This is a genomic window from Salipiger pentaromativorans, from assembly GCF_024721115.1.
Lineage (GTDB): Bacteria > Pseudomonadota > Alphaproteobacteria > Rhodobacterales > Rhodobacteraceae > Salipiger > Salipiger pentaromativorans.
Window position 1 is genome coordinate 24,839 of record NZ_JAMDHK010000027.1, and the last position, 8,289, is coordinate 33,127.

Annotated in this window: 8 protein-coding genes; all 8 read right to left on the minus strand. The window is 64.2% G+C overall.

What is annotated here, in order from left to right; all coding sequences use genetic code 11:
- Nucleotides 1–2: 2 nt before the first annotated feature.
- The gene (locus M4578_RS24720; RefSeq protein ID WP_258095810.1) at nt 3–779 is read right to left on the minus strand and encodes an IclR family transcriptional regulator; all 777 of its coding nucleotides are present in this window, start codon (nt 777–779) and stop codon (nt 3–5) included.
- Between the two features lie 280 nt (nt 780–1,059).
- Nucleotides 1,060–2,469, minus strand: coding sequence for an FAD-binding oxidoreductase (locus tag M4578_RS24725; RefSeq protein ID WP_258095811.1), 1,410 nt, complete (start codon nt 2,467–2,469; stop codon nt 1,060–1,062).
- A 3-nt stretch (nt 2,470–2,472) separates the two neighbouring features.
- Nucleotides 2,473–3,519 carry a 4-hydroxy-2-oxovalerate aldolase gene (dmpG, locus tag M4578_RS24730; RefSeq protein ID WP_258095812.1) on the minus strand — a complete coding sequence of 349 codons (1,047 nt, stop codon included), beginning with the start codon at nt 3,517–3,519 and terminating at the stop codon, nt 2,473–2,475.
- The gene (locus tag M4578_RS24735) at nt 3,516–4,433 is read right to left on the minus strand and encodes an acetaldehyde dehydrogenase (acetylating) (RefSeq protein ID WP_258095813.1); all 918 of its coding nucleotides are present in this window, start codon (nt 4,431–4,433) and stop codon (nt 3,516–3,518) included. The genes dmpG and M4578_RS24735 overlap by 4 nt, the downstream gene beginning before the upstream one ends.
- Nucleotides 4,434–4,468: 35 nt before the next feature.
- Nucleotides 4,469–5,752, minus strand: coding sequence for a TRAP transporter large permease (locus tag M4578_RS24740; RefSeq protein WP_258095814.1), 1,284 nt, complete (start codon nt 5,750–5,752; stop codon nt 4,469–4,471).
- Nucleotides 5,749–6,231, minus strand: coding sequence for a TRAP transporter small permease (locus M4578_RS24745; RefSeq protein ID WP_258095815.1), 483 nt, complete (start codon nt 6,229–6,231; stop codon nt 5,749–5,751). Before M4578_RS24745 ends, M4578_RS24740 begins: the two co-directional genes overlap by 4 nt.
- A gap of 65 nt (nt 6,232–6,296) precedes the next feature.
- A complete protein-coding gene (locus M4578_RS24750) occupies nt 6,297–7,292 on the minus strand; it encodes a TRAP transporter substrate-binding protein (protein ID WP_258095816.1) in 996 nt (331 codons plus the stop codon).
- A gap of 732 nt (nt 7,293–8,024) precedes the next feature.
- The coding region (locus M4578_RS24755) for a hypothetical protein (RefSeq protein WP_258095817.1) at nt 8,025–8,289 on the minus strand (265 nt) is incomplete at its 5' end.

The following is an 8,289-nucleotide window of genomic DNA, read 5'->3' on the forward strand; positions in this document are numbered from 1 at the left end:
CCTCAGCTCCGGTTGCCGAGAATATGACCGATCTCGCGTGCGACGGCTTTCACCATCGGAATCAATTCCTCGACCCGCTCGGGCCGAAGATAGGTTTGCAGGCTCGTAACGCTGATGGCCGCCACAATGACATTCGCACCGTCCCGGATCGGCGCGGCGACACAGCGGATCTCGGGTTCGGCATCGCCCAGGTCGAGCGCCACCCCCGCATCCGAGAATTTCCGCATTTCCGAGAGCCATTCCGGCCAATCGACCGTGCGGGCGATCTTGTCGCGCTCGCTGTCGTAAAGCGCCCGCAGATCGGCATCCGCCCAGTCGAGCAAGAGCGCCTTGCCGACGCCGGTGGTGACCGCAGGCCGGATACTGCCGACCGAGGTTCTGATCTCCATCGGGCGCCGGCTGGACAGCTTGTCGAGATAGACGACATTCTGCCCTTCGAGCCGCGCCAGATGCACCGTATCGCCGGTGGCGGCCGCAAGCGCCTCCAGCTTGGGCCGGGCGATCTTGACGATGTCGAGCGCCCGTTGCGCCACGAACCCCGCCTCCAGCAGCCGGGGCCCCAGAGACAGGGCATTGCGATCCGTCGTGCTGAGGTAACCGCGTGCGACCAGAACCGAGACAATCCGGTGCGTCGTGCTGTAGGACAGGCCGCGCAGCCGCGCGATGTCGCTCACCGTCGATTGCGGGTTGGCCATGACCGTTTCCAGAATATCCAGCCCGCGCTCCAGCGTCTGGCTTTTCGCCGATCCGGTACGGAGAGGGGTCGATGGCGCGGTCATCACCAGTCCTATTCGGTTTGCGGTGCTTCAGACCGCAAAATGAAACGATCAAACAAAGCCGAAAGCAGGCGCGGACTCCCGCAAGGCGGCGCGTATTTCGGCCGGTCGGCCCGGTAACTTAGCATCTTGCCGTCATGCCTCGCAACATGCGGCCAGTGTCAAACGATCCCGGCACGATCCACGATCCTGTCGCCCGTGCAGCCTTGGACGAGAGACGCCACGGGAGGCTGATCACCCGGCCTGCCCCCTGACATTGCCCCAGGGCCCGCCCGGTCGGGCGTCAGTCTGCGCCGGCAATCTCGATGACCTTTCCGGGATTGAGAATGCCCTTCGGGTCCATGCTGCGTTTCAACTGCCGCAGAAGCGCCAGCTCCTGCGGGGTGCGGCTGTAGGGCAACCAGCGCAACTTGTGCATGCCGATCCCGTGTTCCGCCGAAATCGACCCGGACAGCGTCCGCACGATCTCGTAGACGCAGCGTTCGATCTCGCGCTCGTCGCTGCCGCCGGGGGTGACCGGCCCGGCCACCACATGAAGATTTCCGTCCCCCACATGCCCGAAAAAGATCGCCTCTTTGTCGGGGAAACCCTTTGCGAGCCCGCTGCGGATCCGCTCTGCCGCCTCGCCGATCCTCGCGACCGGAACCGAGACGTCGAAATTGACCACCGGCTCGATGTCCCTTTGCAGCTCCGCGATCATGTCCCGCAGCCGCCACAGATCGTCCGCGTCGCGCTGCGTGGTGGCCAGAACCGCGTCCAGGATCAGCCCGTCCTCCATCGCGGCGGCCAGGATTTCGGCAAGCGCATCGTCACTGGCCAGCGCGCCGCCCTGCATCTCGATCAGGATATAAAGCGGCGCATCCTCGGGCAGCGGCAGCGGGCGCGACATATGCGGCGCGAGACCCCGAAGAAACTCGGGCCACATCGCCTCGAACGCCGAAATGGCACCGGCGCTCTGGGCCTGTCCAAGCCTCAGGATGGCAAGCGCCGCCTCAAAGCTCGGCACGGCCAGCAGCGCGACATCCGCACGCGCCACACCGGGGTGCAGCTTCAGCACGGCGCGGGTGATGACCCCGAGCGTGCCTTCGCTGCCGATGAACAGCGGCTTCAGGTCGGGGCCCGCGTTGTTCTTGGGGCATTCGTTCATCATCGTCAGCACCGTGCCATCGGCGAGAACGACCTCGAGCCCGAGCACGAGATCGCGCATCATGCCGTATTTGAGAACCCGGTTGCCGCCGGCATTCGTGGAAATATTGCCGCCGATCTGGCAACTGCCCCGCGCGCCGAGATCCAGGGCAAAGAACAGGCCCGCCTCCGCCGCAGCGGTCTGCACCGCGTCCAGCGTGGTGCCCGCGCCGACGACCATCAGCGCGCCGTCGGTATCGAGCTTTTCGACCCCCGAAAGCCGCGCCAGAGACAGCAGAACCGCCCCGTCCGACGCGGTCGCGCCTCCCGCAAGACCGGTCATGCCGCCCTGCGGCACAACCGGACAGCCCGCCGCGTTGCAGATGCGCAGGATGGCCGAGACCTCTTCGGTCGTCCTGGGACGGACATGGGCAAGCGGGCGCCCGGCGGTCTCGGGGCTCCAGTCGCGCAGGGCCGCGGCGGACACCTCCTCGCCCGGTGTGATCCCGCCGGCAAGCGCGTCGGCGAGATCTGCGAGAAGGGCGTCCCGTTGCTGGTCGGTCAACATGTGTCAGTCTACGCTTTCAAGCAGCCCGCGCGCCTTTGCCATCGTCATCGCCGTGTCGATGATCATGTCTTCCTGGCCCGCGATCATCTTCCGCGCGCCCAGTTCGACCAGGATGTCCCGCGCCGGAACCCCAAAGCGCTTCGCCGCCCGCTTGGCATGCAGAAGGAAGGTCGAATAGACACCGGCATAACCAAGCGTCAGCGCCTCGCGGTCGGCCCGCACGATCTGATCCATCATGGGCACGACGATGTCCTCGGCCGCATCCATCAGCTTGAACAGATCGACGCCGGTTTCGACGCCCATGCGGTCGAGCACCGCCGCCAGCACCTCGATCGGGCAATTCCCCGCCCCGGCGCCAAGCCCCGCCAGCGAAGCGTCGATCCGGTTGGCGCCCGCCGCGATGGCCGCAATGGAGTTCGACACGCCCAGACCAAGGTTGTGATGGCCATGGAACCCGAGCTCGGTCTCGGGGTTCAGCACGTCCCGCAGGCGCGAGATGGCCTCGGTGACATCCTGGCCAAGCATATAGCCCGCGGAATCGGTGACATAGATCGTCTGCGCCCCGTAGCTCTCCATCAGCTTGCCCTGCTCGGCCAGCCCCTTGGCATCGTTCAGATGCGCCATCATCAGGAACCCGGTGGTGTCGAACCCCAGCTCCCGCGCATAGGCGATGTGCTGCGGCGAGGTATCGGCCTCGGTGCAATGGGTCGCCACATGCACCGACCGGGCCCCGGCCTCGTGCGCTTCTTTCAGTTCCTTCATCGTGCCCAGCCCGGGAATCAGAAGCACCGACACGACGGCCTTCTTCATGCGCGAGGCGACCGCGTGGATATATTCGGGGTTCGAGGCCAGCGCGAACCCATGCTGAATCGAGTTGCCGCCCAGCCCGGCCCCGTGGGTGACCTGAAGATAGGGCACATTCGCATCGTCGAGCGCGGTGGCGATCTCGACCATCTTTTCGATGCTGATCTGTTCGCGCTTCGCATGCATGCCGTCGCGCAGGCTCATATCGTGAAGGGTGACCTTGCGGCCGTCGAGTGCGCTTTTCATGCCAGCACCTCCGGGGCTTCGAGTTTGAAGGTTCCGGCAATCATCTTTTCCGCGATCATCTCGGCGGTACGGGTGGCCGCGGCGGTCATGATGTCGAGGTTGCCGGCGTATTTCGGAAGGTAATCGCCAAGCCCGGCGACCTCCATGAAGACCGCGACGGTGGTGCCGTCGAAGGTCGGGCCGTTCACCAGGCGATAGCCCGGAACGTATTTCTGGACTTCCCCGATCATCTCGAGGACCGAGGCGATGATGGCCGCTTCGTCCGGGGCCTCCGCCGTCTGGCAATAGATCGTGTTGCGCATGATCATCGGCGGCTCGGCCGGGTTGATGATCGCCAGCGCCTTGCCGCGTTTCGCCCCGCCGATCTTTTCGATGGCCGAGGAGGTCGTATAGGTGAATTCGTCAAGGTTCGCCCGCGTCCCGGGCCCCACCGATTTCGAGCTGAGGCTGGCGACGATCTCGGCGTAATCGACAGGCTGCACGCGGGACACCGCATTGACGATCGGAATCGTCGCCTGACCGGCGCAGGAAATCATATTGAGGTTCGTCACGCCGCCCTCCGCATAGGAGGACAGGTTCACCGGCGGCACGCAAAGCGGCCCGATGGCGGCGGGCGTGAGGTCGATCATCATCACCCCCAGCTCGTTCAGCTTGCGGCTGTTCTCGGCATGGACATAGGCCGAGGTCGCATCGAAGGCCATCTGTACGCCGTCCGCCTTCACATGCGGCAACAGCCCGTCGACGCCCTCGGACGTGGTTTTCAGACCCATGTCCGCGGCGCGCCGCAGCCCTTCCGATTCCGGGTCGATCCCGACCATCCAGACCGGTTCCAGCACCGGGCTGCGTTGCAGCTTGTAGATCAGATCGGTCCCGATGTTGCCCGAGCCGATGAGGGCGCATTTGATTTTGGTCATGGCAATGTCTTTCGGTTGGGGACCGGCGAACCCGGTCAATTGGAGGCCCAGGACGGCAGGGCCAGGGACAGGGCGGGGATGTAGGTGAGCGCCAGCAGGATCAGCACCATGGTCAGCACGAAGGGCGGCATGGCCGGGATCAGCTTCTCGATCGGCACTTTCCCGACCCGCGCCCCGATGAAGAGGTTGAGCCCGAGCGGCGGGGTGATCATGCCGATGGCGAGGTTGACGATCATCACGATGCCGAAATGCGTCGGGTCCACGCCGATGGCCAGCGCCACGGGCAGCAGGATCGGCGTCAGGATGATGATGGCCGCCAGCGTTTCCAGGAATGTGCCGACGACAAGCAGCAACAGGTTGATCAGCAGCAGCAGCACGATCGGATTCTCGACGATCGTGGTCATGCTCTCGGCCAGGATCACCGGAATCCGCTCGATGGTCAGGACACGGCCAAAGATCGTTGCGGTTCCCACGATCACCATCACCGTGCCGGTGGTCAGCGCCGATTGCGCGATGGACCGGTAGAGGTCGGCAAACGACAGTTCCCGGTAGATCAGCATCGACACGACAAGGCCGTAGATCACCCCGACGGCCGCCGCCTCGGTCGGCGTGAAGATCCCGCCATAGATGCCGCCCAGAATGATGCCCGGCGCCAACAGGGCCCATTTCGCCTCCCAGATCGCGGCGAAGACGTCGCGCGCCGTCTGATCCTCTCCGGTTGCGCGGATACCGTCGCGGCGGGCCTGCCAGAGCGCATAGGCAATCAGGCCGAAGGCGATCAGAAGCCCCGGAACGATGCCCGCCAGAAACATCCCCGACACCGACACATTCGCCGAGGCGGCGTAGATGATCATCGGCACCGAGGGCGGGATGATGACACCGAGACACCCGGACGAGGCGACGAGCCCGGTCGAAAAGGCCGGACGGTAGCCCTCGCGCGCCATCACCGGCAGCAGGATGCTGCCGACCGCAGCGACGGTTGCGGGCCCGGATCCCGAGATCGCGGCAAAGAACATGCAGGTCACGACCGCGATGATCGCCATGCCGCCGCGGAACCGGCCGAACAGCACACCGCCCACCTTGAGCAACCGCTCCGACAGCCCGCCGCGCGCCATGATGTCCCCGGCGAGGATGAAGAACGGCACCGCCATAAGCGGAAAGCTGTCGATCGAGGTGACCAGCGCCTGCGGGATATAGGTGTTGGACACCTTGCCCGCGACGAACAGCGCAATGGCCGAGGCCGAGCCCAGGGCGACCGCGATCGGCACGCTCATCAGCAGCAGGACGCAGAAGAGTCCGAAAAGGATTGCCGCGATCATGCCGGATCTCCCGCTTGATAGGCGCGCAGATCAAGCACGATGCGTTGCATCAGGCGGATCAGCGTCAGGGCGAACCCGACGACCGGCGCCGCGTAGACATAGGCCATGGGCAGTCCGAGAGAGGCCGATTTCTGACCGAACCCGCTGATCTTCTGCACCAGCGTGATCCCCTGGCTCACGACCAGCAGCGCAAAAGCGGCAAAGACGATATGGGCGAACAGGCTGACCGCCAGCCGCAGGCCCCGCGAGGGCAGCGCATCCGCCAAGACCGTCGTCGCGATGCTGACATTGCGCCGCACCGCATAGGCGACCCCGATATAGCTCATCCAGATGAAGCAGTAGCGGGCCAGCTCCTCGGACCAGGACAGCGAGGCGCCCATCACGTAGCGCATGAAAATCTGCAGGCCGATCAGCCCGGTGATCAGGGTCATCAGAAAGACGACCACAGCCTCTTCGAGGTTCTCATCAATCCATTTCATGGTGTGTTTCCAAGGCTGGCCCGGCGGGTGCGGCACGCTTGGCGCGCGCCGCACCCGCCTGCGCGTCACTTGACCGTCGCGACGATCCGGTCGACGAGATCGCCGCCGACCTTCTGCTTCACCAGGTCATAGACCGGCCCCATCTTTTCCGAGAAGGTGGCCAGATCTTCCGGCGACAGCTCGGTCACGGCGACCGAAGGCATGGCCGCGATGGCATCCTTGTCGGCCTGCTGCGTCATCTCGCGCTGAAGCGGCGCGATCTCTGCAAAGGCCGCTTTCAGCGCCGCCAGATCCTCGTCGGACAGCATCGACGCGCTGTCCGGGTTCATCATGATCACCAGCGGCGAATAGATGTGGTTGGTCAGCGAGATGTTCTTCTGAACCTCGTTGAACTTCATCGAGTAGAACAGGTTGATCGGCCCTTCCATCGCATCGAAGGTGCCCTGTTGCAGCGCCGTGAACAGCTCGCCGAAGGCCAGCGGCGCGGGGTTTGCCCCCGCCTCGCGCCAGGCCGCGATATGGACCTCGTTCTCCATGGTCCGCATCTTCAGACCCTTGAGGTCGTCGGCCGTCTTGACGACGCGGCTGGCATTCTCGAACTGGCGGAACCCGTTTTCCCAGTAGCTGACGCCCATGATGCCGACCCGCTGGAGACCGTCCAGCATTTCCTGCCCGATCGGGCCGTCGAGCACGCTGTAGACCGCGGCATGGTCGGTGAACAGGAAGGGCATGTCGAACACGTAGAAATCGCTGTCGAACGCGGCCAGCGGGGCGGTCGAGACGAAGGCCATGTCGATATTGCCAAGCTGAATGCTCTCGATCAGCTCGCGTTCGCCGCCGAGCTGCGAGTTGGGAAACAGTTCCAGCCCGACGCGACCGTCGGTGTTTTCGCGGATCAGGGCATCGACCTTCTCCAGCGCGACATGTGCGGGGGTCGATGTCGAGGCCGCATGGCCGAATTTGAGCAGCGTTTCCGGTTCCGCAAGGGCCACCGAGACCGACATGCCGGAAGCTGCCGTAACAGCCGCCGCGAGCAGGCCAAACCTGTTCCAAATCTTCATTATCTGAACTCCTCCAAGGCTTTGTAGAGCGCGAACGGCCGACCTCCTCAGGCTGCCTGTTGCGGCCAGATCCTCAATAGTGCTGGAAATTTGACTCGTCAAATACTGAGATGACATCTCATTATATGAGAGACATGAGCAGACACGAGACTATCTCCCGGCCTGAAAATCCAGATATGGCGCTTGAAACGATCCAAAACTCAATATGTATTGATTGATCTGGAACAGGCTGGGTCCGATCCGGCATGCCCGGCTTTCGAATCCGCGCGTGATGCGGCTCGATACGAGCCCCCGCGCGTTCAACCGCGCGGCGCCTTGTACCCGCTTGAGGACGCAGGAGACCCGCCCAGCCATCCCTGGATCGCCGGTCGGGACAAGCGGCGAAACCGCCCGCTCAAGCGGGCCTGTTCCGCGGTCCACCTCAATTTCTGTGCTGGTGTCAGGCTAACACGCCCGGAAGGGGCGTCACATGGGCCGTTTCATGCATCGCAAGGAACGTGATCCGTCCGCAGCTCGGCGCAAATTGCGACCCGCTCGGGCGGGTTGGACAGGTTCTGCCGATCAAAGATGGGCCCAATCTGACGGCGGCGCGAGGCACAACGCTTGCGGTGCTCGGGATGGATGTGAACCATCCCGGCCAGGCAAGAAAATCCCATAATGAAGATTATGTAATATGATCAGGGTCAGCGCCCGGCGAAAGTGCCGCCGCAAATGCGGCGGCACTGTCTTCCATCAGACAAACAGGCTGGCGTCGTAGCCGTAGACCACGCCGAACCCATCGAAGGCGAAATAATCGACGGTCTCGGCCCCATGGCCGATTTCAGCGTCGAGGCTGGTATCCTCCTGCGCGTAGACCTCAAACGTCGTGCCGCTGATCCCCGAGCCCCGCGCCCAGGCCGGATCCGCGCCGCCGAAGCTCGACAGCATCGCAACAACCCCGTCCGCCGCAAGATCCAGCGCCACCGACGCATCCGCATCGGTCACCCCGCTCGTCTGG